Source organism: Actinokineospora diospyrosa (genome assembly GCF_024171925.1).
In the GTDB taxonomy this organism is placed as follows: Bacteria; Actinomycetota; Actinomycetes; order Mycobacteriales; family Pseudonocardiaceae; genus Actinokineospora; species Actinokineospora diospyrosa.
Genome location: NZ_JAMTCO010000012.1, coordinates 263,512 through 285,911, shown reverse-complemented (window position 1 = coordinate 285,911; position 22,400 = coordinate 263,512). Strand labels below are relative to the sequence as shown.

The following is a 22,400-nucleotide window of genomic DNA, read 5'->3' as shown; positions in this document are numbered from 1 at the left end:
CACGCGAAGTTCACCATCGCCACCGGCATGCCCGTCTACTTCTGTGACCCGCACAGCCCTTGGCAGCGAGGAACCAACGAGAACACCAACGGGCTCCTGCGCCAGTACTTTCCCAAGGGAACGGACCTGTCGGTCCACACCCAAGCCCATCTCGACTTCGTCGCCCGCCAACTCAACGGGCGACCCCGCATGACCCTCGGCTGGGCGTCACCCACCGAGAAGATGAACGAACTGCTGATCAACCACGGTGGCGCACCCATCACCTGAAACCAAGCCCCCGATATACAGCCTACCGAGAAGCGCCACCAAAACAGCAGCAGCAATCGACCCCTGTGGATGGTCGAAGGCGTTGTGGACAACCACCCCCACCGCAGCAAGATCAAGAACGCACCCCCACCCGCCCCCCTTGAACCGCCACGTAGGGTGACCTAAGGCATACCGGCGGAAAGGTGGCACCGTGCTGCGCGTAGCTGTCGACTTCGGCACCTCCAGCACCTGCGTCGCCATCTCGCTCAACGGCCGGGAGCCTCAAGTGGTCGTCATCGACGGCCAGCCCCTGCTCTCCTCCGCTGTCTACGCGGGCATCGACGGCACCCTCTTCGTCGGGCAGGAAGCTGAACGGCAAGCCGCGTTGGACCCCTCCCGCTACGAGCCCCACCCCAAACGGCGAATCGACGACGGTGAGCTGCTTCTTGGTGATGTGGTAATTCCCGTCATCCAGGTATTCCGGGCTGTCATCGGGCGCGCGGTGGCGGAAGCGCGCCGCGTTGCGGGTGGTGCGCAGGTCGATCAGCTCGTCCTGACCCACCCGGCCGATTGGGGCGGCGTCCGCACGCAAGTCCTCCGCCAGGCCGCGACCGGGCTTGCCACCAGGATCCTGTTGATCCCGGAACCCGTTGCGGCGGCCGTTTTCCACTCCGCCAGCTACCCGGGTCCCGGGCGGATCCTCGCCGTCCTGGATCTCGGTGGTGGGACCGTGGACGTCAGCGTCGTGCGGACCGAGCAGCACACGACCCTCTTCACTGTCTTGTCCAGCAAGGGGAATCCGACTTTCGGTGGCGCTGATGTCGATCAGTTCCTGCTGGATTACCTGGGACGCACGGCCGCGGCCAAGCACAGCGATGCTTGGAAAGAGCTCATCGAGGGGCGGGACCTCCTGGACCGGCGCCGCAGACGGGTGCTGCGGCAGGATGTGCGCAACGCCAAGGAGACGTTGTCGCGGCATACCTATACCGACATCCCGCTCCCTTCGCCGTTCCCCGACGCGCATGTGACCCGGGACGACCTCGAGCGGTTGATCGCTGATCCGATCGGGTCCGCTGTTGTGCTCACGCTCGCCGCGGTGCGGGACGCGGGGTTGGTGCCGGGGCAGTTGGCGGGGATCTTCCTCGTGGGCGGATCGAGTCGGATCCCGTTGGTGGCGCGGTTGGTCGCGGAGCGAACCGGCGTCGTGCCGGTCACGCTGGACCAGCCGGAGACCGTGGTGGCGCGGGGCGCGTTGCGGGCGGTCGCTCCCGATGTGGATCACACCGGGGTGCTCGCGAGTGGGCCCTACGGATCCGGTGCGCAGCAAGGCCGCCAGGCACCGCAGCAGCAGCCGTACCAACCCGCTGAGCCGCAGCCCTATAAGCCCGCCGAGCAGCTGCAGCCGAAGAAGAGGCGGAAGACCGGGCTCTATGTAGGGATAGGCGTGCTGCTGGCGTTGATCGGTGGTGGTGTTGGGCTCTTGCTCGCACTGAACCAAGACGGCGCCAACAGCACCACGATCTCAAGGTATGACTACCGGTTCGCGTTGCCGGACGACTGGACGCAGACGGGTGGGAGCCCGGGGATCATGCGCACCGAGATCAAGCCCACAGGTGCGGAGCAGGGCAACGACCTGGTCTTGGTGCAAGAGCGCCAACTTTCGTTCGACAGCGGTACCGACCGTGCGCGGGCGTTAGAGCGACTGCGGGCGGACTTCGACGGGCGTGGCTCTGAACTCTCCGGCTATGACGAAGGCGCTAGTTTCGCGGGGCGGGATGTCGTCTACTACCGCGAGCAGTTGACCAAGCAGGGCGCTACCGTCGACTGGTACGTGCTCCTGGAGGGCAGGTACCAGGTCAGCATCGGCTGCCAGTACACCGAGGACGGTCGGGACCGGGTGCGGCAGGCTTGCGAGACGGTGGTGCGCACCACCGTGGTCGGAGGTGGGCAGTGAACGACGGTTTCACCGAATCGGTCGCCAGGTTCCGGGCCGAGGTGTCCGCGGCGGTCACCGCCGCGCGCCGCGCCTCGGCCGAGGCGCGCGAGACCAGCGCCGCGTTCCGGCGCGACACGCAGCGGTTGGCGGCCAAGGGCACCGGCGCGCCGCCGGAGTCGCAGCGCGCGCAGCAGACCCCGCCGGACGACGAGGACTTCTCGCAGGACCAGATCCTGCTGCACGGGGGCTGACCTGCGGTGACGTTCACACCTGTGAACTGGTTCCCGGCTTGTCCAGTCCCCGTCAACCTGGTCTGACCTGCGGGTTCCCGGCAAGACCGTTAACGGGAGCAACGACCTGGGACCAACCTGCACCGAGGGGGAACCAAACCTGGCAGGGTCATCGTCGTAAGCGGCGTACGAACGAAGAAGGCGTACGACCCAACCACAAGCCAGGGGGTTTCTCCCAATGTCCGGTTACGGAATCACGCCAGAAGAGATGGCCAAGGCCGCTGTCGACGTCGACAACGTCAACGAGCAGAGCCAGAACTCTCTCAAGAGCCTGGGCAGCGCCCTGCAGCCGCTGCACGACAACTGGTCGGGTAACGCCGCTCGCGCCTTCGCCACGCTGATGCAGCGCTACAACGACGACGCCAACAAGCTGCACACCGCCCTCGAGGCGATCTCGCAGCAGCTCAAGGAGAGCAACGCGGCCTACGTCCGCCAGGAAGAGGAGTCCTCCTCCTCGCTGTCGAACATCACCAGCGTCCTCGGCGGCTGAGTCCTCCTTCCGCGGTAGTGCTTTCCGGCCCATCTCGTACTTGATTGACGACTTCAGGGAGAAACCCAATGTCCGGCGACATCATCAAGGTCAATTTCGCGGAGGTCGCGAACGCGTCGCAGTCGCTCGCGTCGACCTCCAGCCAGCTGGAGACCCTGCTCGGCGACCTCAAGCAGCGCCTGGCCCCGCTCGCCGCGGGCTACACCGGTGCCGCCTCCGAGGCCTGGAACGCCAAGCAGGCCGAGTGGGACAAGGCCTACGACGAGCTCAAGCAGGTCCTGTCCTCCATCGCGGTCGCGGTGCAGCAGTCCGGTGAGAACTACGAGGCCACCGAGCGCGCGAACGCCAACCGCTGGGGCTGAGTCGACCGCCGGCCACCGGTCGGTCCTACGCTCGTACCGCCAAGGCCCGGGGGCTCCCCCCGGGCCTTGCCGCGTCTCGATCCGACCGTGGCCCAGGCCACACCCAGGCGGGTGAGGAGGGGTGCTTTTGACCCCTCAACGGGCACCCGGTATCTTCTTACGTTGTTGTGCGGCGCGGGGCGTAAAGCTCGGCTGGTTTAGCGCGAGTCGAGCCGCGTTGCGCGCCTTTGGACGACCCGTTCGTCCAGGGGTGATGCCCGCACAGGCACCCATGACGCATGTTGACGATGAGGTAGACCCGTGCCCACGTACAGCCCTAAGCCCGGCGAGGTCGACCGAGCCTGGCACGTGATCGACGCCGAGGACGTGGTGCTCGGTCGTCTTGCCACGCATGTCGCGACCCTTCTCCGCGGCAAGCACAAGCCCACCTACGCCCCCCACGTGGACACCGGTGACTTCGTAGTCATCGTCAACGCGGAGAAGGTTGTCCTCACCGGCAACAAGCGGGACCAGGCGTTCGCCTACCGGCACAGCGGCTACCCCGGCGGTCTGCGCAAGCAGTCCTTCGGCGAGCTGCTCGACACCCGCCCCGACCGGCTGCTGGAGAAGGTCGTCAAGGGCATGCTCCCCAAGAACAAGCTCGGCCGCGCCCAGGGCAAGAAGCTCAAGGTCTACGCAGGCCCTGCGCACCCGCACGCCGCCCAGCAGCCCCAGCCGTTCGAGATTGCGAAGGTCACCAAGTGAGTGAAGACGTCGTGACCCCCGAGCCCGTCGAGGACGACGCCGTCGAGACCGCGGCCGAGGTCGACGAGACCGCCGCCGCCGACGAGGCGGTCGCTGACGAGGCGGTCGCCGACGACAGCGCCGCCGAGGAGTCCGCCGCCGACGAGACCGCGGAGACCGACGAGGCAGCAGCCGTCGCCGAGTTCGACGCGCTCGACGGCGACGACGACACCGCTGAGGCCCCCGCCCCGGCGCTGCCGCACCTGACCTCCGAGACCGCGCAGACCGTCGGCCGCCGCAAGGAGGCCGTCGTCCGCGTCCGGATCACCCCGGGGTCCGGCAAGTTCCTGCTCAACGGCAAGTCGCTCGAGGACTACTTCCCGAACAAGGTCCACCAGCAGCTCATCCGCGAGCCGCTCGTGGTCGTCGAGAAGCCCGAGTCCTTCGACATCCGCGCCAACCTGCACGGCGGCGGCATCACCGGCCAGGCCGGTGCGCTGCGCCTGGCGATCGCCCGCGCGCTGATCGAGCTCGACTCCGAGGACCGGCCGGTCCTGAAGAAGGCAGGCTTCCTCACCCGTGACCCGCGGGCCAAGGAGCGGAAGAAGTACGGCCTGAAGAAGGCCCGCAAGGCGCCTCAGTACAGCAAGCGCTGACCCTTCGGCGTCAGCCACGGCACGACCCAGCGGGAGCAGCTCGTTCGACTTCGAACAGGCTGCTCCCGCTGTGCTTTTCCCCCGGGTCGTCCCACCAGCCCCACCCGCTCGGTGCTGTCTCCCGTCCCACCCGCAAGCCGTCCCACCCGCAAGTCCCCCTGCCTCCCACATCCGTCCCCACACGTGGAGGAACCCGTCCATGGCTCGACTGTTCGGCACCGATGGCGTGCGTGGCCTCGCCAACGCGGACCTCACCCCGGAACTGGCGATGTCGGTCGCCGCGGCGGCGGCCAGGGTGCTCGCCGCGCGCGACACCTCGCACCGCCCGGTCGCCGTGGTCGGCCGCGACCCCCGGGCCAGCGGTGAGATGCTGCAGGCCGCCGTCGCCGCGGGCCTGGCCTCGGCCGGTGCCGACGTCATGCAGGTCGGCGTGCTGCCCACCCCCGCCGTGGCGTTCCTGGTCGGCGCGCTCGGCGCCGACCTGGGCGTGATGATCTCCGCCTCGCACAACCCGATGCCCGACAACGGCATCAAGCTCTTCGCCGCGGGCGGGCACAAGCTGCCCGACGCGATCGAGGACGAGATCGAGGCCAACCTCCAGGCGCCGACCGAGCGGCCCACCGGCGCCGGGGTCGGCCGGGTCTACGACATCGCCGACGCGCACGACCGCTACGTCGCGCACCTGCTCGCCGCCGTCCCCAACCGGCTGGACGGACTCAAGGTCGTCGTCGACTGCGCCAACGGGGCCGCCTGGGCCGCCGCGCCGCAGGCCTACCGGGAGGCGGGCGCCGAGGTCATCGCGATCCACGCCCTGCCCGACGGCGAGAACATCAACGACGGCTGCGGCTCGACCCACCTCGAGGACCTGCGCGCCGCCGTGCTCGCCGAGGGCGCCGACCTGGGCATCGCGCACGACGGCGACGCCGACCGCTGCCTGGCCGTGGACGGGACCGGCGCGGTCATCGACGGCGACCAGATCATGGCCGTGCTCGCCCTGGCCATGCGCGACGCCGGTGAGCTGGTCGACGACAGCTTCGTGGTCACCGTGATGAGCAACCTCGGCCTGCACGTCGCCATGCGCGACGCCGGTCTCAAGCTGCGCACCACGGCCGTCGGCGACCGCTACGTCCTCGAGGAGCTGCGCGCCACCGGCCTCGCCCTCGGCGGCGAGCAGTCCGGCCACGTCCTCATCCCCGGCCACGCCACCACCGGTGACGGCCTGCTCACCGCCATGCGCCTGATGGCCAGGGTCGCCGCCACCGGCCGCCCGCTCGCCGAGCTGGCGGGCGTGATGACCCGGATGCCCCAGGTCCTGATCAACGTCAAGGTCACCGACAAGGCGACCGTGGCGTCGTCCCCGCTGGTCAGCTCGGCCGTCGCGGCCGTGGAGGCCGAGCTCGGCGACACCGGCCGGGTCCTGCTGCGCCCCTCGGGCACCGAGCAGCTGGTCCGGGTGATGGTCGAGGCCCCCAGCGAGGAAGCCGCCCAGACCGCCGCCGACCGGCTCGCCGCCGTCGTCGCGGGTGTGCACTGACAGGCTGGAGCGCACTGACACAGGCTGGAGCGCGCTGGCCGGGCTGACGGCCGAGTGCGCTGAGTCCTAACCCCCCGGCGCGGGTCGCGGTTACCATGCCCGCGCCGGAAGGGGGTCGTGGTGAGCATCGGGTTGTCCGAGTTCCTGATCGTGGTGGTCGTCGCCCTCATCCTGATCACCGTCGTCGTGGTCGCGCGGACCGCGGAGAAGCAGCGCCGGGCCCGTGAGCTCCGCGAGCGCGACATCGCCGAGCTCGCCCGGCTGCGCGAACGGCTGCGCGAGCTGGAGGGCTGAGGCCCCGCCGCCGCGACACCCGTCTCGTCGAGTGAATGCAGTGATTCCTGGGTCCATGCACAGCTGGAGTCGGTAGCTTCTTCTTTGCGTAAGTGACGGCACCGCAGGTCAGCGGCTCGCGTCCAACGCGGTGACGGCATCGAGGGGCAGGAAGGTCAGGGGGAGCGGTGGCGCTGGACGAGACCATGAAGATGGACCACGAGGTGGTGCGGTCCGCTGGTCTGGACATGGCCGACCTGGCCGTCTCGCTGCAGGAGGTGCAGCGCTACGCGACCGGGGACGGGCTCAAGCAGGAGCACTTCGGCGGCACCGCGGACGGCGCGGCCGCCTTCGGGGCGGTCAACGGCATCGTGCAGCAGCTCGCGGGGTCGGTCGGCAAGGCGCAGCAGTACTGCGTCGAGGCCGCCAAGCGGCTGACCGAGTCGGCCAAGGCGACCGACGGCACCGACGTCGACAACGCCTGGGGCATCACCGCCGCTGGGGGGAAGTAGTCGATGGCAGGCCAATTCAGCCACGAGGTCCAGGACGCCCTGCAGACCCCGTCGGACGTGCACACCGAGGACCACTCCGAGGCCATGCTGGCCAAGCTGGACCCGTTCGCCCAGCTGATGGGCAAGGACCGGCTCGGCTTCCTCTACGACAAGTGGCGCAACCACCCGGCGTGCCTGCCCGGCAACCGGGGCAGGTGGTCGGCGCAGCCCGCGTACGGCGACGGGTGGCAGGAGAAGACCGACTCCTCCGGCGGCCTGTGGAAGCTCAAGATCATCAACTGGGGTTACCTCTGGGGCGCCCGGGGCAGGCTGGACAACCTCGCCAAGGCCGCGGGCGCGGTGGACGGCGCGGCGGGCGCGGTGGCCACCAAGCTGCAGGGCGCGTGGAGCAGCAAGGCGGGTGAGGCGGCCACCGCGAAGATCAACGACCTGCGGTCGGCCTCGGTGGACTACCAGTCGCTGCTGGGCCAGCTGCGCGACCACATCGACGGCGCCAGGTCGGCCACGCGCACCGTGGTCGAGAAGCTCGCCGGGTTCGGCGACTCGTCCGACCTGGGCGGCAAGCCGATCACCGACCGGTACGAGGCGCTGTCGGTCGGCAGCGACCTGGGCCTGTTCCCGCGCGACGTCTACAACACCTACATCGACGAGATGGGCAGCATCCTCGGCAACGGTGTGTGGGAGAGCGGGTTCTCCGCGCGCGAGGAGGCCACCTTCGTCTCCGGCCTCGGCCAGGGGCTGTTGAACCTGTCGGTCGTGCCGATGACGGCCGAGGCGCTGCACCAGCCCGGGCAGGCGAAGCTGACCGACGGGGACAACCGCTGGTCGGACCAGATCTGCCGGGACCTCAACGACTTCTGCGAGTGCTACTTCCTCACCATCGGCAACTTCCGCCGCCAGGTCGAGGAGACCATCAAGGCCGTCGAGGCCGCGTGGGACGAGCTCAACTCGGCGACCATCACCATGACCGCCGACCCGTTCGGCAAGCTCAGCCTCACCGGCGCGTCCCAGCCGCCGCCGGAGGAGAAGCAGCCGGACGAGAAGCAGCCCGAGGACAAGCAGCCGGTGGACACCGGCGGCGGGCCGCCCCAGACCGGCGGTGGGCCTCCGCAGACGGGTGGCGGGCCGCCCCAGACTGGCGGTGGACCGCCGCAGACCGGGGGCGGGCCGACCATGCCCGCGGTCGAGCCGGTGCAGGTGCCGGACGCGACCGATCCCGCGTCGGCCATCCCGGAGACCCCCGCTGTCGAGACGCCGCAGGTGCCCACGACCGGTGCGCCGGAGACGGTGACGATCACCGACGGGGACCGGTCGATCAGCGTGCAGAGCCCCGACGGCCAGGGGCGGGTCAGCGTCACCGTCGACGACGGGTCCGGCACGCCGAAGACCTACGAGCTCGACTTCGGGGCGTCCACACCGGACGGTGCGGTCGCCGACCCCACCCGGCTGGACCCCGGGTTCGGCCCGACCGACTCGACCGACCAAGCCGGGCAGGCGGGTCAGCCGCAGCCGGGGCAGGCCGACGCGGTGCGGCACGTCCAGGCGGGCCCGGACGGCAAGGCGGTCATCCAGGACGGCGACCTGACCATCACCGCCGAGCGGCCCGCCGACGCCCCGGACACCGTCAAGATCACCGTGTCCGACGGCACCGGCGAGCCGGTCACCTACACCGTCGACTACCAGGACCCGAGCGCACCGACCGTCGGCCAGCCCGAGGCCGCCGCTCAGCCCGCCGCTGCCCAGCCCGGGGCTGCTCAGCCGGGCTCGCCCGCCCAGACCGAGCCGGTCGGCCGCCCCGTCGCAAGCGCTTTCGCCGGGGATCTCGCTGGTCAGGCCGTGCACGGCGCACCTGAACCGGCTGCCTACGAGGGCTCCGGTGGCACGCAGTCGACCTTCGCGGCCAGCGAGCAGTCCGGTGCCTGGGGTGCCGCGGGCAGCGTGTTCGACGACCTCGACCAAGCCGACCACGGCGACATGTCCAGCGTCAGCGGCGACACCCAGAGCTCCGGCGCGGGCGAGGCGGGTCTCGCGACCGCCCAGCCCGGCGCTGGTGACCCCTCGGGTGGTCAGGCCGGGTCCGGCCTCGGCGGCATGCCCATGGGCGCGATGGGCGGCGGGGGCGGCAGCGGCGGCGGTGACTCCGAGCGGGCCGGTTCGCAGTGGCGCACCAGCGGCACCCTCTTCGACGACGACTTCACCGAGGCCGAGGCCAGGATCAGCACCGTGTTCGACGGGGGGCGCTGAGCATGACGCCGGAGAGCAGGCAGGTGCTGGCCCGCTACGAGGACATCACCGCCCAGTACACCGCCCGGGTCAACCAGATCGGCGAGGAGTTCGCCGCCGAGTTGGCCAACTACGACGCGATCGCCGCCGAACGGGACCGGGTCGCCGTCGACGCCCTGCCCGCGATCGAGGCGGCGCACGAGGCGGCCAAGGCCGAGTTCGCCAAGGCCCAGGCCGAGGCGGCCGCGGAGAAGGCGACCACCTGGAACCGCGAGTCACGCCCCACGGTCATGTCGTTCGGCTCGGAGGAGGACCGCCCGGCTCCGGTGCCCCCGCCGCCCGCGCCCGGCGAGCAGCGCCCCTCGGTGCTGTCCTTCGTCGCGGACGAGGAACCGGCCGCACGCCCCCAACCACCCCGCCGCCCGGCGACCGACCCGACCGACGACCAGGACGACGACTGGTCCGGCCGGAGCTGGGTGCGCTGAGGTGAGCCTGCGCATCGACCACGAGGCGGTCACCGCGCTCGCCACCGAGGTGGCCGACCTCCGGGCCGCGGTCACCGACATCGCGACCTTCACCAAGGGCGAAACCCTGACGCCACGCCAGTTCGGCCCCCTCGGTGCGCGCGCGGGTGAGGCATTCGCCGCGCTGCACGAGGAACTCCTCGCGGAGATCGAGAAGGCGGCCCCGGACCTGGAGAACGCCGTGACCGGGCTGGTGAAGGCCGCTGAGCGGGTGGTTGAGGTTGATCAGGACGCGGCCGCGCGCATCACCAGGGCGGGCGAGCGGTGACGACGGCGGTGGTGCGGGGGTTGTTGGTTGAGCCGGGCACTGAGGTCGAGGTGTCTGATGCGCTCCTCGACGGTGGGCTCGCGGCTGTTCGGCAGGCACTGTCCACACGTGACGGTGGGGCGGTTTTCGGGCGGTGGCGCGATCATCCGGCGGCGGCTGGGGGATGGCGGCAGGAGACTTGGGGGCCGCGCGATGAGCGGCTCATCGATGACTTGCGCGGCACCGACTTCGGGGCGCTGGCGAGTGCCGCCGAGCGGTTGGCCGTGATCGCGGCGGCTGCTGGTGCGGTGCGGGATGGTGCCGCTGGGTTGCGGGGTCGGTTGTCGGACACCTGGGGTGGGCGGGGGGCTGATCTGGCCGCGGGGCGGTTCGACGAGTTCGCCACCAAGGCTCGTGGGTGGCAGGAGTCGTCGGTGCGGCTCGCGGCGGCTGTGGATGGGGCGCGTGAGGTTGTCCGGCTGGCGCTGCGGGGGTGGGCGGAGCAGGCGGAGACCGTGCGCGGGATCGCGGTCGACCACCTGCCGACGAGGCTCACCCAGATCGACCGGCTTGACGGTGCGGTGCGGGCTAACCCGGTTGAGCTGTTGCGCTCGCCCGGGGCGCACGCCCTCAACGCGCCCGGTGAGGAGCCGTGGCCGACCGCCGAGGTGATCGAGTACCTCGACGGCTACTGCTCCCGCTACGAGGCCGCCATCGCCCGGTTCCGCCGGGACCTCACCGCGGTGCACAAGGCGACGGCGGACACCTGGGACCTCTTCCTCTCCCTGCTGCCCAAGGATTCTGCGCTGCCCAGGGATTCTGCGCTGCCCAAGGATTCCACAGTGGACTCCAGCGCGGTTCGGGTGACCGCCCGGCCGGACTCGGTGACGGTCGCGGTGGAGGGCAAGCAGTACGTCATCGACGGCCTCACCCAGCAGGCCCCACCGGTGCAAACACCACCAACCCAGCCAACGCCACCGACCCAAGCGCCGCACACCCCGCCCGCACAGCCGGAGCCGGTCGCCGCGCACTCCGGGGGCGGCGCCGGTCCCGTCTCCACCGGAAACCCGTCGGTTCGCGAACCAGGCCCAGGCATGGCTACCGGCGCCGAAGCCCCGCTAAGCACCGAACCCCAACGCCAGCCCACCACCGCTGCCGCCTCAGCAGCCGCAGCCACCGGCCAAAGCGGCTTCGGCGGCGGCGGGATGATGGGCGGGATGGGTGGCATGGGAGGCCAAGGCGGCGGGGATACCGAGCGCAAGAGCAGCCAGTGGAGGCTCGTCGGCAGCCTCTTCGACGAAGAGGACCCGGCAGCCCGGTTCGGCGGCATCGTCGGTGAAGACCCGGCCAACCGGGCCAGGGGCTGATCGTGCTCGACGACACCGACCCGGCGGTCCGGGCGATCCGCGCACCGTTCCAGCAGCTCACTAGGGCCCTGTCCGACGAGCTAGCGCGCTCGCGGGCCGCCTACGAGCAGGACATGGCCAAGCCAGACGAACGTCCTACGCGCAGGCGGCGGTCATGGGCGGAGGACCCGAACGACACCGGGGTGTTCAACATCAGCTGGATGACCAAGCCGCCTAAGCGCTGACGCTCGGTACCGCCTCGAACGTGATCGGGGCCGCCTTCACTGACTCGTCCAGCAGCGGCTGGTAGGTCTTCTGGCCCGCGAGGTGCACCAGGAAGAACGCGGTGAGCAGGGCCCGGCTGACCCGGTGCGTGGCGTGCTCCGCCTTGCCGTGGACGAGCAGCCCGCTCCAGTGCTTGCCCTCGGCGAACCCCAGGTGCGACGCCTTCGGCAGCACGCGCAGCTGGGACGGCCCACCCCACGCCTGCGCGATCAGCTCGCCATGCGCGCGCGGCGGCGCTACCAGGTCGTTCCCGCCGACGAGGTGCAGCGACGGCACGTGGCAGCGGGCAGCGGCGTCGGTCGCAAAAGGCCTGGTCTGGGCCGCGGCGAGTGTTGCCACTGCCTTCACCCGTGAGTCGTCCGCGGCGGCCAGCGCGGCAGCGCCACCGCCGGTCGAGTGGCCCGCCAGACCGAGCTTGTCCTGGTCGACGCTGATGGCCCCATCGCCGAGTCGAACACCCGCGCAGACGTCCAGCGCGGTACCCAGGTCCGACGCCAGCAGCCGGTGCGACCCGAGCGGGCCGACCTGGGTGCCGGGGGCGGCGACCACGATGCCCCAGGACGCCAGGTGCCGGAACAGCCCCCGGTACCGGCTGGGCGGCTGCAGCCAGCCGTGGCCGAACGCGAGCGCGGGCAGTCCGAGGCCAGCGGCGGGGGTGAACACGACCCCCGGCATGCCGACCAGCGCCAGGTCGCCGCGCAGTACCTGGTGCGGACCGGGGCGGGCGAGCTCGTCGAGCAGGTGCTTGGCCGTGCGTGCCATGGGCCCAGCCTATCGGTGGTCGAACTAACCGGTGGTTACCCTGGTGCGCGTGTGCGGAATCGTGGGATATGTGGGGCACAGACCGGCTCTCGACGTGGTGCTCGACGGGCTGCGCAGGCTCGAGTACCGCGGGTACGACTCGGCGGGGGTGGCCGTCCTCGTCGGGGACGGGCTCGCCGTCGAGCGCAAGGCCGGTCGGCTGGCGAACCTGGAGGCCCGGCTCGACGAGGTAGGCCGGGAGGGGTTCGCGGGCACCGCGGGCATGGGCCACACCCGGTGGGCCACGCACGGCGCCCCGGTGGACCGCAACTCGCACCCGCACCGCGACACGACCGGCCGGGTCGCCGTCGTGCACAACGGGATCATCGAGAACTTCGCCGCGTTGCGCGCCGAGCTCGAGGCCGCGGGCGTCGAGCTCGCCAGCGACACCGACTCCGAGACCGCGGCGCACCTGGTCGCCCGTGCCTACGCCGACGGCGACACCCGCGGCGACCTGCCCGCGAGCGTGCGCGCCGTGTGCCGCCGCCTGGAGGGCGCGTTCACCCTGGTCGTCACGCACGCCGACGAGCCGGACTTGATCGTCGCCGCCCGCCGCAGCTCCCCGCTGGTGCTGGGCATCGGCGCGGGCGAGACCTTCGTCGCCTCCGACGTCGCCGCGTTCATCGAGCACACCCGCGAGGCCGTCGAGCTGGGGCAGGACCAGCTCGTGGTGATCACCCGCGGTGGCTACGAGGTGCTCGACTTCCACGGCGAGCCCGCCCCGGCCAAGCCGTTCACCGTCGACTGGGACCTCTCCGCCGCCGAGAAGGGCGGCCACGAGTACTTCATGCTCAAAGAGATCGACGAGCAGCCGACCGCGCTCGCCGACACCCTGCGCGGGCACTTCTCCGACGGCCGGATCGTGCTCGACGAGCAGCGGCTGTCCGACCAGGACCTGCGCGACGTGGACAAGGTCTTCGTCGTCGCCTGCGGGTCGGCCTACCACTCCGGCCTGGTCGCCAAGTACGCCATCGAGCACTGGACCCGGTTGCCGGTCGAGGTCGAGCTGGCCTCGGAGTTCCGCTACCGCGACCCGGTGCTCGACCGCGACACCCTGGTCGTCGCGGTGTCGCAGTCCGGCGAGACCGCCGACACGCTGGAGGCCGTGCGCCACGCCCGCGAGCAGAAGGCCAGGGTGCTGGCGGTCTGCAACACCAACGGCGCGCAGATCCCGCGCGAGTCCGACGCGGTGCTCTACACCCACGCCGGGCCCGAGATCGGGGTCGCCTCGACCAAGGCGTTCCTCGCCCAGATCGCGGCGAACTACCTGGTCGGGCTGGCCCTGGCGCAGGCGCGCGGCACCAAGTACCCCGACGAGGTCGCCCGCGAGTTCCACGAGCTCGCCGCGATGCCCGAGGCCGTGCGGCAGGTGCTGGGCACCACCGAGCAGGTCAAGGCGCTGGGCCGGGAGCTCTCCGAAGCCAAGGCGGTGCTGTTCCTCGGTCGCCACGTCGGCTACCCGGTGGCGCTGGAGGGCGCGCTCAAGCTCAAGGAACTGGCGTACATGCACGCCGAGGGCTTCGCCGCCGGTGAGCTCAAGCACGGGCCGATCGCGCTGATCGAGCCCGGGCTGCCGGTGGTCGTGGTGATGCCCTCGCCCAAGGGCCGGGCGGTGCTGCACTCGAAGCTGGTGTCCAACATCAGCGAGATCCAGGCCCGCGGCGCGCGGACCATCGTCATCGCCGAGGAGGGCGACGAGACGGTGCGGCCGTTCGCCGACGAGCTCATCGAGATCCCGGCCGTGCCCACGCTGCTGCAGCCGCTGGTCTCGACCGTCCCGCTGCAGGTCCTCGCCGCCGAGATCGCCCGGTCCCGGGGCTACGACGTGGACAAGCCGCGCAACCTGGCCAAGTCGGTCACCGTCGAATAAGGAGGCGCGGGTGCAGGGCGCCTGGAGCACCTCGACCATCCGCGACGCCGAGCGGCTGGTGCTGGCCGCGACGGCGCCCGGCGCGCTGATGCGCCGCGCCTCGCACGCCGTGGCACTGCACGCCGCCCGGCTGCTCGAGCGGCGCACCGGCGGCGTGTCCGGTAGACGCGTCGCGCTGCTGGTCGGCGCAGGCGACAACGGTGGCGACGCGCTCTGGGCCGGGGCGTTCCTGCGCAAGCGCTCGGTCGGGGTGACGGCCGTCCTGCTCGACCCCGACCGCGCGCACGCCGAGGGGTTGGCGGCGCTCAAGCGCGCTGGCGGCCGGGTCGGCACGCCCGCGGACGTGGACTTCGCGGACCTGGTCATCGACGGGATCGTGGGGTTGTCGGCGCGCGGTCCGCTGCGACCGGACGCCGCGGCCGTGGTGTCGCGGGTCCGCGCGCCCGTGCTGGCGGTCGACCTGCCCAGCGGGGTCGACCCGGACACCGGCGCGGTGACCGGCCCCGCGGTGACGGCGGACGTGACGGTGACCTTCGGCGGGCGCAAGCCGGTGCACTACCTGGCCGCTGCCCGCTGCGGCGCGGTGCACTTGGTCGACCTGGGACTCGACCTGCCAGACCCCCGGTTCTCGGTGCTGTCGGCCGAGGACGTGCGCTCGGCGTGGCCGCTGCCCGGCGCGGACGACGACAAGTACACCCAGGGCGTTGTCGGCGTGGCGGCCGGTTCGTCGACCTACCCGGGAGCCGCGGTGCTGTCGGTCGGCGCCGCGGTGCTGGCGACCTCGGGGCTGACCCGGTTCGCGGGCTCGGCCGCCGACGAGGTGCGGCGGCGCTGGCCGGAGGTGATCGCGACCGGGTCGATCGGTGACGCGGGCCGGGTCCAGGCGTGGGTGGCCGGTCCCGGGATGGGCACCGGCAAGGCGGCACGCGACGTGCTCGGCGACGTGCTGGGCGCGGGCGTGCCGGTGTGCGTCGACGCGGACGGGATCACGCTGCTCGCCGCGCACCCGGACCTGTGGGACGCCCGCGATCCCGGTGTGCCGGTGCTGCTCACCCCGCACGACCGGGAGTTCGCCCGCATCGCCGAGCCGCACGGGATCACCCTCGGTGTCGACCGGGTGGCCGCGGCGGCCGAGCTCGCGGCGAAGTTGGACGTGACCGTGCTGCTCAAGGGACACGCCACGGTGATCGCCTCGGCCGAGCGGGTGCTGGTCAACCCGGCTCGGTCGCACTGGCTGGCCACGGCCGGGTCCGGCGACGTGCTTTCCGGGATCCTCGGCGCGTTGCTCGCCGCCGGGCTCGATCCGGTGCTGGCGGGCGGGTGCGCGGCATTCGTGCACGTGCGAGCCGGTGAGTTGGCTGCTCGGGGCGCGCCTGCCCCGGCTTCGGCGATCGTCTCGGCGCTGCCGGACGCGATCAGGTCGGTGGTGTCATGAGTCGGGCAGAGGTGGTCATCGACCTGGACGCGTTGCGGCACAACGTCTCGCTGCTCGTCGAGCGCGCGGGCGGGGCGGACGCGATGGCGGTGGTGAAGGCCGACGGGTACGGCCACGGCGCGGTCCGGGTGGCCAAGGCCGCGCTCGAGGCTGGCGTGAGCTGGCTGGGGTCGTGCTCGCTGGACGAGGCGCTCACCTTGCGCGAAGCGGGGATCACCGCGCCGATCCTGTCCTGGTTGGACGGACCGGACTGCGACATGTCGGCGGCCGTCGACGAGCGGATCGACATCGGTGTGTCCTCTGTGGAGCAATTGCGGCCGCTGTCCGGGGCCCGGGTGCACCTGAAGGTCGACACCGGGCTGTCCCGCAACGGGTGCCCGCTGGAGTCGTGGCCGGACCTGGTCCGCGCGGCCGCGGCCTCGGACAACGAGGTGTACGCGGTCTGGTCGCACCTCGCCTGCGCCGACGACCCCGGTCACCCCTCGATCGACGAGCAGGCGAAGCGGTTCGGCGAGGCCTACGACATCGCGCTCGCGGCGGGGCTGGAGCCCAAGCGGCACTTGGCGAACTCGGCCGCCACGCTCAACCGGCCCGACCTGCACTTCGACATGGTCCGGCTCGGCATCGCCATGTACGGGCTGAACCCGTTGGCGCAAGAGGAAGACCTGCGGCCGGTGATGAGCTTCCGGTCGGAGGTCGCTCTGGTCAAGCGGATCCGCGCGGGCGAGTCCGTCTCCTATGGACAGACCTGGACCGCCACTCGCGACACCACCTTGGCGTTGGTCACCGCGGGCTACGCCGATGGCGTACCGCGCCTGCTGTCCAACCGGATGGACGTCCTGCTGGCCGGAGCGCGCAGGCCGATCCGGGGCCGGGTGTGCATGGACCAGATCATCGTGGACTGCGGTGACGCGGCCGTGGCCGAGGGCGACGAGGTCGTGCTGTTCGGTTCCGCCGCGCGCGGTGAGCCCACGGCGACCGAGTGGGCCGAGACCATCGGCACCATCGACTACGAGATCGTCACCGGCATGTACCGACCGCGGGTGCGCCGCAGGTACCTGGGCTGATGAACCGGATCGGCAAACTGGCCGCGGGCGCGGGGGTCCTCGCGGCAGCGGCGACGGCGGTCGCGGTCGGTGTGCGCAAGCGCTCGCCGCGCGAGGACCCGTACCTGGACGAGCCGCTGGGTGAGTTGGCACCGGACCGGACCGGGTCGGTGGTCGCCGAGGACGGCGTGCTGCTGTCCTACGAGGAGGTCGACCCGGCCGACGGCGGCACCCCCGAGGTGACCGCGGTGCTGGTGCACGGGTTCGCGATGAGCAGGCTCGGCTGGCACTTCCAGCGCCGCGACCTGGCCCGGCTCGTCGACCCCCGGGTCCGCCAAGTGCTCTACGACCACCGCGGCCACGGCCGCTCCGGGCGCGCGAGCGCCGCGTCCAGCACGATCGACCAGCTCGCCGCCGACCTCGACGAGGTGCTGCGGGTGGTCGTGCCGGACGGGCCGATCGTCCTCATCGGACACTCCATGGGCGGCATGGTCGTCATGGCGCTCGCCGAACGCGTTCCCGAGCTGTTCGCCGAGCGGGTCACCGGTGTCGCGCTCATCGGCACCTCGGCTGGCGAGGTCGGCCGCAGCGGGTTGCCGCGGCCGCTGCTGTCGAAGTACAACCCGTTGACCAGGGTCCTCGGCCGGGTCGCCGAGTGGCAGCCCGCTGCCGTCGAACTCGTCCGCACCGCAGGCGGCGGCATCACCCGCCAGGCCGCGCGGACCATCGGCTTCGGACCGGGCAACACCAGTGCCCGGCTGGTGGACTTCCTGGTCAAGATGCTGGATGTGACGCCGGTGCGGGTGCTGGCTGACTTCGTCGACACCCTGGGCAGCCACAACCGCTACGCCGCGCTCGCCGGTCTCAAGCACTGCCGGGTGCTCGTGCTCAGCGGCGACCACGACTGGATGACCCCGTTCGCGCACGCCGAGCGGATCGCCGCCGCGCTGCCCGACGCGACCCTGGTGCGGGTGCCCGGCGCCGGGCACGTGGTGATGCTGGAGCGGGCGGACGTGGTCACCGAGCACCTGGTTACGCTGCTGCGCGAGAGCTACCAGGGAGGATGACGATGGCGGAGACGGTGCGGCTGCCGACCCCGGGCGACACCCACGACTTCGGTCGCGCCATCGGCGGCGTACTGCGACCGGGCGACCTGGTGCTGCTCGCGGGCCCGCTCGGCGCGGGGAAGACCGCGCTGGCCCAGGGCATCGGCGCCGGGCTCGGTGTCGCGGGCCGGGTCAGCAGTCCGACCTTCATCATCGCCCGCGAGCACAAGGCGGGCACCAGGGGCATCCCGATGGTGCACGTGGACGCTTACCGCCTCGGCGGGTCGCTCGACGAGCTCGACGACCTCGACCTGGACACCGAACTGGTCGAGTCCGCCGTGGTCGTCGAGTGGGGCGAGGGCAGCGCGGACCGGCTCTCCGCCGACCACCTGCTGATCCGGTTGGACCGGCGCCCCGACGACTCCCGCGTCGCCACGGTCGAGCGGTACGGTGCCTGGGTCGACCGACCGATCGGGTGAGCCGTTCGCGGCTCGGGATGGGGGTTTCGTGCGCGCGGTGATCTTCGACTGGGGCGGGACGCTGACCCCGTGGGTGACTGTGGACCACTTGGCGGCCTGGCGAGCCTATGCCGACGTGCTGCACCCGGACGATGACGAGGCGGCTGGCAAGCTCGCCGCGACCGTGTTCGCCGCGGAGAGCGCGGCCTGGCTGCTGGTGCGCGACGAGCACCGGGCGTTCACCCTGGCCCAGGTGCTGGCGGGGGTGAAAGCGCCGCTCGACGAGCAGGCGTTGCTGGCGTTCCGCGGCTATTGGGACCAGGCGACGCACACCGACCCCGAGGTCGCCCCGATGCTGACCGGGCTGCGCGAGCGCGGCCTGCGCACCGGCGTGCTGTCGTCGACCGCGTGGCCCGCCGCGTGGCACGAGGAGGTGCTGCACCGCGACGGCGTGCTCGACCTGTTCCACGCGCGGGTGTGGAGCAGCGACCTGGAGTACACCAAGCCGCACCGGGCCGCGTTCGAAGCGGCGATGGCCGCGGTGGGCGTGGACGACCCGGCGGACTGCGTGTACGTCGGTGACCGGCCCTACGACGACATCAGCGGGGCCAAGGCGATCGGGATGCGGGCGGTCCTCGTCCCGCACAGCGACATCCCGCCTGCGCAGCAAGTCCCGGTGGACGTGACCCCGGACGCGGTCGTGCAGCGGCTCTCGGAGCTGCCCGGGGTCCTGGACCGCTGGTTGACCTGATCGAGGAGCGGAACAAGCCGACCGGGGGATCGGCCGATCCGCTGGGGGAGGCCAGGGTTGTGTCCAGACGGGACTGTCCCGTCTGGACATCAACCCCCGGAGGTTCTCTTCATGAAGGCACGCAAGGTCGCTGGCGTTGTCATCGGCGCGGTCGGACTGCTGGCAGGCGGTGTGCTCCCCGCCTCGGCGGGGACCGACGGTGTCTGGCACGAGCTGAGGCCGCTGAGCAGCGACAAGTGCCTCGACGTCGACGGTGGCAGCCTCGAAGACGGTGCGAACGTCATCCAATGGAGCTGTCACGGCGGGCTGAACCAGCAGTGGCAACTGGTCCTGGTCGAGTCCGACGACATCTACCAGGTCTTCAGCGCCGGGAGCGGGAAGTGCCTGGACGTCAGCGGCGCGTCCACCGACAACGGCGCGAGCGTCATCCAGTGGGAGTGCCACGGGGACCTCAACCAGCAGTGGCAGCTCATCCCCGGGCCCGGCTCAACCTATGAGCTCCAGGCCGTGCACAGCGGGAAGTGCCTGGACGTCACCGGTGCCGACCCCGCCGACGGCGTCGCGGTGATCCAGTGGGAGTGCCACGGCGGCGACAACCAGGCGTGGTCCATCACCAACGTCTGAGCCCGGCGATCCCGCGCAGCACACCGAGTTCGACGAGGTCCTGGGGGCGGAGGCGGAGTTGGGCCGCCGTCGCCGGGGCCTCGTCGGCCGGGCGCTTGAGGATGGCGGCGCCCAGTTCCGGGGCTATCACGGAGAAGTAGGCGTCGGGGGTGATCCAGGTGTTGTCCGGCGCGCAGAGCGCCAAGGCCCCGCCGGAGCCGCCCTCACCGATCACCAGGGTCGTCACCGGCACCCGGCTGGCGGCGACGGCGGCGAACAGCTCCGCGATGGCCTGGCCCGCCCCGGCCCGCTCCGCCGCGGGGTCGTTCGCCGCGCCTGGTGTGTCCACAATGGTCAGAACGGGGATGTCGACGCGGTTCGCCAGCCGGATCAGGCGGGTGGCGGTGCGGAAGCCCGCCGGGGTTGTCGCGGTGCCCGCCTGGGCGGCGAACGCGACAGGTCCTCTTGCGTGCAGGCCGATCCCGCAGAGCATGCCGGGATCCACGCCGCCCGCCCGGTCTCCGCTGATGTGGCGGCGGGTCGTGAAGTAGTCGTCGAGGTAAGCCTGTGCGCGGGGGCGGCGTGGGTCCCGGGCTCGTCGTACGGCGGGCCAACCATCGGTCGCGGGAGTTGATTCCCCCAGGGCGTAAGGGACTTCTGCTGTCGCGCCAGGCTGCGCGGCCAACAGGAGAAGCCATTGTGCGACCGCTTCGGCGACGTCCTCCGGCGCGCACACCTCGTCGACGTGCCCGGCCGCGAACTGGCCTTCGGCTGTGTAGGCCGGGTCGTCGGCGACCGGTCGCACCCGGCTGCCCGCGAACCCGACCTGCGCCCCGGCCACCGCGATCACCACGTCCGCGCCAGCTCCCAGTGACGCCCACAGCCCACCCGTGGTCGGGTCGCCCAACACCGACACCCGCCGCACCCCGGCCGCCGCCCGGGTGATCCGCTGGAGTTGGCGCAGCGACAGCATTCCCTCCTGCATGCGGCTGCCGCCGGTCGCCAGGAACGACACCAGCGGCAGGTCGGCCCGCCGGGCCTCGTCGAACGCCCGCACGATCCGGTCGCCGGTCGCGGTCCCCACCGACCCGCCGAGGAAGCGGAAGTCGAAGGCCACCACCACGGCCGCGGTCGGGCCGATGCTCGCCCGGCCGCACACCACGGACTCGGTCTCGCCGGTCCGCTCGGTGGCCCGCGCCCTGGCGGCTGCGTACCCGTCCCAGTCCAGCGGGCCGTCGCCGACCTGACCGTCCACAGTGAACTCGGCGAACTCGGCGAACTCGGTGCAGACGGCCGCGATCAGGGCGCGGGCGCCCTCACCCCAACGCACGCTTGGTGACCTTGCCCAGTTCGTTGCGCGGCAACGCGTCCAGGTAGCGCACCACCCGGGGCCGCTTGTGCGGGGACAGCAGACCCGCCACGTGGTCGACCAGTTCCCGCTCCGCTGGCCGGGGTTCGGTGGTGACGACCCAGGCCACGATCCGCTCACCCAGGTCCTCGTCCGGCTCACCGGTGACGGCGGCCTCCACGACCCCCGGGTGCTCCAGCAGCGCGTTCTCGATCTCGCCCGCGCCGATCTTGTAGCCGCCGCTCTTGATCAGGTCGGTCGCCCGCCTGCCGACGATGCGCAGGTAGCCGTCCGGCTCGCGCACCGCCACGTCCCCGGTGCGGAACCAGCCGTCGCGGAAAGCCTCGGCGGTGGCGTCCGGGCGGTTGAGGTAGCCGAGGAACAGGTTCGGCCCGCGCACCTCGATCTCGCCGATCTCCCCGTCCGCGACGGCCGCGCCGGTCTCGCCGACGACCCGCACCTCGACCCCGTCGACCGCGGGCCCCACGGTGCCCGGCCTGCGCTCGGCCGCCGCGCGGATCGCGCAGTTCATCAGCGTCTCGGTCATCCCGTACCGCTCGACCACGCGCTGCCCGGTCGCCGCGGTGATCCGGTCGTGGTCGCGCGCGGGCAACGCCGCCGAACCGGACACCAGCAGGCGGGCCTGGCCGAAGGCGGCGGCGAGCGCCGGGTCGGCCTCGCAATCGGCGGCGAGCCGGTGGTACATCGTGGGCACGCCGAACATGACCGTCCCCGCGCCCGCCAGCGCCGCCCCGGCCGCGGCCGAGTCGAACCGGCCCAGGTGCCAGACGGTGCCGCCGAGGCGCAGCGGGCCCAGCACGCCCAGGATCAGGCCGTGCACGTGGAACAGCGGCAACGCGTGCACGACGGTGTCGGAGCCGGTCCACTCCCACGCGGCTGCCAACGCGTCCAGGTTCGTCGCGATCGCTCGGCGCGGGAGCAGCACGCCCTTGGGCGGCCCGGTGGTGCCGGAGGTGTAGACGATGAACGCAGGTGCCTCGGGGTCCGCTTCTTCCGGCAAGAGGCCCTCGCCGGGGCCAGCGGTCAGGCGGGGGAGCCCGGCTAGTGCAGGCGGTAGGTCTACCTCGGGTGCGGCAAGCACAACGTCCGGGGCGCTGTCGGCGACGATGTGCGCCAGTTCGCGTTCCCCGGTCTTCGGGTTGATCGGGACCACGGGGATGCCTGCGGCCAGAGCGCCGACCACGGCAAGGCAGGTGTGCACCGTTGGCGTTGCCCACACGGCAACGCGTTGGGCACCGGCGAGCGCGGCAGCCGTACCCTTGGCTGCTCGGGCGAGGTCGCCATAGGTCACGGAGTCGGATCCGAACCGCAGCGCGACACGGTCCGGGCGATCGGCCAGAGTGGGCAGCAGCACCGGGCCAACCCTAGTGGCGG

Annotated in this window: 25 protein-coding genes; 22 read left to right on the top strand and 3 right to left on the bottom strand. The window is 71.8% G+C overall.

What is annotated here, in order from left to right:
* The 15 genes from LV75_RS25010 to LV75_RS24940 form a co-directional block, all read left to right on the top strand.
* On the top strand, positions 1-267 hold a 267-nt coding region (locus LV75_RS25010; RefSeq protein WP_253889425.1), incomplete at its 5' end, for an IS30 family transposase.
* 190 nt (positions 268-457) lie between these two features.
* Complete coding sequence (locus tag LV75_RS25005) at positions 458-2,200, top strand: type VII secretion-associated protein (RefSeq protein WP_253889424.1); 1,743 nt, start codon at positions 458-460, stop codon at positions 2,198-2,200.
* Complete coding sequence (locus LV75_RS25000) at positions 2,197-2,433, top strand: hypothetical protein (protein WP_253889423.1); 237 nt, start codon at positions 2,197-2,199, stop codon at positions 2,431-2,433. The genes LV75_RS25005 and LV75_RS25000 overlap by 4 nt, the downstream gene beginning before the upstream one ends.
* Positions 2,434-2,650: 217 nt before the next feature.
* Positions 2,651-2,962, top strand: a complete 312-nt coding sequence (locus LV75_RS24995) for a WXG100 family type VII secretion target (protein WP_204449024.1) — start codon at positions 2,651-2,653, stop codon at positions 2,960-2,962.
* Between the two features lie 68 nt (positions 2,963-3,030).
* Positions 3,031-3,324: a WXG100 family type VII secretion target gene (locus LV75_RS24990; RefSeq protein ID WP_092777732.1), complete on the top strand. Its 294-nt coding sequence runs from the start codon at positions 3,031-3,033 to the stop codon at positions 3,322-3,324.
* 300 nt (positions 3,325-3,624) lie between these two features.
* Positions 3,625-4,068 carry a 50S ribosomal protein L13 gene (gene rplM, locus LV75_RS24985; protein ID WP_204449023.1) on the top strand — a complete coding sequence of 148 codons (444 nt, stop codon included), beginning with the start codon at positions 3,625-3,627 and terminating at the stop codon, positions 4,066-4,068.
* Entirely contained in the window at positions 4,065-4,703 is a 639-nt protein-coding gene (rpsI, locus tag LV75_RS35630) for a 30S ribosomal protein S9 (RefSeq protein WP_253889422.1), read from the top strand. Before rplM ends, rpsI begins: the two co-directional genes overlap by 4 nt.
* Positions 4,704-4,902: 199 nt before the next feature.
* Positions 4,903-6,237, top strand: a complete 1,335-nt coding sequence (gene glmM / locus LV75_RS24975; RefSeq protein WP_253889421.1) for a phosphoglucosamine mutase — start codon at positions 4,903-4,905, stop codon at positions 6,235-6,237.
* A gap of 120 nt (positions 6,238-6,357) precedes the next feature.
* A complete protein-coding gene (locus LV75_RS24970; protein ID WP_253889420.1) occupies positions 6,358-6,531 on the top strand; it encodes a hypothetical protein in 174 nt (57 codons plus the stop codon).
* A 167-nt stretch (positions 6,532-6,698) separates the two neighbouring features.
* Entirely contained in the window at positions 6,699-7,022 is a 324-nt protein-coding gene (locus tag LV75_RS24965; RefSeq protein ID WP_253889419.1) for a hypothetical protein, read from the top strand.
* A 3-nt stretch (positions 7,023-7,025) separates the two neighbouring features.
* The gene (locus tag LV75_RS24960; RefSeq protein WP_253889418.1) at positions 7,026-9,266 is read left to right on the top strand and encodes a hypothetical protein; all 2,241 of its coding nucleotides are present in this window, start codon (positions 7,026-7,028) and stop codon (positions 9,264-9,266) included.
* 2 nt (positions 9,267-9,268) lie between these two features.
* A complete protein-coding gene (locus LV75_RS24955; protein WP_253889416.1) occupies positions 9,269-9,730 on the top strand; it encodes a hypothetical protein in 462 nt (153 codons plus the stop codon).
* Between the two features lies 1 nt (position 9,731).
* Positions 9,732-10,037 carry a hypothetical protein gene (locus LV75_RS24950; protein ID WP_253889415.1) on the top strand — a complete coding sequence of 102 codons (306 nt, stop codon included), beginning with the start codon at positions 9,732-9,734 and terminating at the stop codon, positions 10,035-10,037.
* Complete coding sequence (locus tag LV75_RS24945) at positions 10,034-11,383, top strand: hypothetical protein (protein WP_253889414.1); 1,350 nt, start codon at positions 10,034-10,036, stop codon at positions 11,381-11,383. The genes LV75_RS24950 and LV75_RS24945 overlap by 4 nt, the downstream gene beginning before the upstream one ends.
* Before the next feature lie 2 nt (positions 11,384-11,385).
* Positions 11,386-11,607: a hypothetical protein gene (locus tag LV75_RS24940; RefSeq protein ID WP_253889413.1), complete on the top strand. Its 222-nt coding sequence runs from the start codon at positions 11,386-11,388 to the stop codon at positions 11,605-11,607.
* On the opposite strand, the gene LV75_RS24935 is transcribed toward LV75_RS24940, so the two are convergent.
* Positions 11,597-12,409 carry a dienelactone hydrolase family protein gene (locus tag LV75_RS24935; protein ID WP_253889412.1) on the bottom strand — a complete coding sequence of 271 codons (813 nt, stop codon included), beginning with the start codon at positions 12,407-12,409 and terminating at the stop codon, positions 11,597-11,599. The two genes, LV75_RS24940 and LV75_RS24935, sit on opposite strands and share 11 nt — an antisense overlap.
* Positions 12,410-12,458: 49 nt before the next feature.
* Between LV75_RS24935 and glmS the strand changes: the two genes are divergently transcribed.
* From glmS to LV75_RS24900, 7 genes are all read left to right on the top strand, one after another.
* The gene (gene glmS, locus LV75_RS24930) at positions 12,459-14,318 is read left to right on the top strand and encodes a glutamine--fructose-6-phosphate transaminase (isomerizing) (protein ID WP_253889410.1); all 1,860 of its coding nucleotides are present in this window, start codon (positions 12,459-12,461) and stop codon (positions 14,316-14,318) included.
* A gap of 10 nt (positions 14,319-14,328) precedes the next feature.
* A complete protein-coding gene (locus LV75_RS24925; RefSeq protein ID WP_253889409.1) occupies positions 14,329-15,753 on the top strand; it encodes an NAD(P)H-hydrate dehydratase in 1,425 nt (474 codons plus the stop codon).
* Positions 15,750-16,820, top strand: coding sequence for an alanine racemase (gene alr, locus LV75_RS24920; protein WP_253889408.1), 1,071 nt, complete (start codon positions 15,750-15,752; stop codon positions 16,818-16,820). The genes LV75_RS24925 and alr overlap by 4 nt, the downstream gene beginning before the upstream one ends.
* On the top strand, positions 16,820-17,866 hold the full coding sequence (locus LV75_RS24915) for an alpha/beta fold hydrolase (RefSeq protein WP_253889407.1): 1,047 nt from the start codon (positions 16,820-16,822) through the stop codon (positions 17,864-17,866). The genes alr and LV75_RS24915 overlap by 1 nt, the downstream gene beginning before the upstream one ends.
* A 2-nt stretch (positions 17,867-17,868) precedes the next feature.
* Entirely contained in the window at positions 17,869-18,324 is a 456-nt protein-coding gene (gene tsaE, locus LV75_RS24910) for a tRNA (adenosine(37)-N6)-threonylcarbamoyltransferase complex ATPase subunit type 1 TsaE (RefSeq protein ID WP_253889406.1), read from the top strand.
* Positions 18,325-18,352: 28 nt separating this feature from the next.
* Positions 18,353-19,054: an HAD family hydrolase gene (locus LV75_RS24905; protein ID WP_253889405.1), complete on the top strand. Its 702-nt coding sequence runs from the start codon at positions 18,353-18,355 to the stop codon at positions 19,052-19,054.
* Between the two features lie 111 nt (positions 19,055-19,165).
* Entirely contained in the window at positions 19,166-19,678 is a 513-nt protein-coding gene (locus tag LV75_RS24900) for an RICIN domain-containing protein (RefSeq protein ID WP_253889404.1), read from the top strand.
* Here the strand turns inward: LV75_RS24900 and LV75_RS24895 are convergent.
* Both LV75_RS24895 and LV75_RS24890 read right to left on the bottom strand, forming a co-directional pair.
* Positions 19,665-20,987, bottom strand: a complete 1,323-nt coding sequence (locus LV75_RS24895) for a carboxyl transferase domain-containing protein (protein WP_253889403.1) — start codon at positions 20,985-20,987, stop codon at positions 19,665-19,667. The two genes, LV75_RS24900 and LV75_RS24895, sit on opposite strands and share 14 nt — an antisense overlap.
* Positions 20,974-22,380 carry an acyl-CoA synthetase gene (locus LV75_RS24890; protein WP_253889402.1) on the bottom strand — a complete coding sequence of 469 codons (1,407 nt, stop codon included), beginning with the start codon at positions 22,378-22,380 and terminating at the stop codon, positions 20,974-20,976. Before LV75_RS24890 ends, LV75_RS24895 begins: the two co-directional genes overlap by 14 nt.
* Positions 22,381-22,400 lie beyond the last annotated feature (20 nt).